Origin of the sequence: Actinoplanes rectilineatus, from assembly GCF_000962825.1 — a bacterium.
Lineage (GTDB): Bacteria > Actinomycetota > Actinomycetes > Mycobacteriales > Micromonosporaceae > Actinoplanes > Actinoplanes rectilineatus.
Map to the genome: position 1 here is coordinate 1 of NZ_JZKF01000226.1, position 673 is coordinate 673.

Sequence of the window (673 nt, forward strand, 5' to 3'; positions counted from 1 at the left end):
CCCGGCACCGCGCAGTGAAGCGGTAACCCGCCAGAACGCCGCGCGTGCCACGCGCAGCGTGGCTGGAATCGCCGTCCTTTAGGGCGGCGAGGATGTCAAACAGTGGACTTCACGGTGACCATGAGCGCCACCCTGGCGGGCCGGACATCCGCCCGGACGTACGTCGGCACGGGCGTGGGCGTTCCGGACGGGCACCAGCTGGACCTGGCGATGGAGCTCGTCTCGCCACCCGAAGCGGGCACCCCGCAGCAGGTGATCGCGACGGCCGACCAGGTGTACGTGCGAACCGACCAGGCCGTCCCGGCGACCTGGACCGCATCGCCGCGCCGCGACCCGGGCTCCACCTCGGTCAGCCGCGACCCGTCGACGGTCGACGTGGGGTTCCTCGACCCGGCGACCTACCTGCCCACCGCGGACAGCGACTACGCGCGGACGGTCTACGGCTCCGGCGAACCGTTCGACTTCTCCTGCGAGACGGCCATCACCGGGCCGGGCTCCTGCGAACACCTCGGACTGGACTTCGGGGCGTTCGAGGACTTCGAGGAGGGCTTCGCCGACGTGACCGTGACGCTCGACGACGACGGCCGCCCGGCCGAGATCAAGGCCGACATCCAGGGCAGCGAAACCGGCCGGACCCGGACCGCCCGGGTGCGGGCCACCATGAAGCTGCACG

At 71.6% G+C, this 673-nt stretch carries 1 protein-coding gene; it reads left to right on the plus strand.

Annotated features, from left to right (window positions below):
* Positions 1 to 102 precede the first annotated feature (102 nt).
* A partial coding sequence (locus WH85_RS46220; protein WP_045748593.1) for a hypothetical protein occupies positions 103 to 673 on the plus strand: 571 nt, incomplete at its 3' end.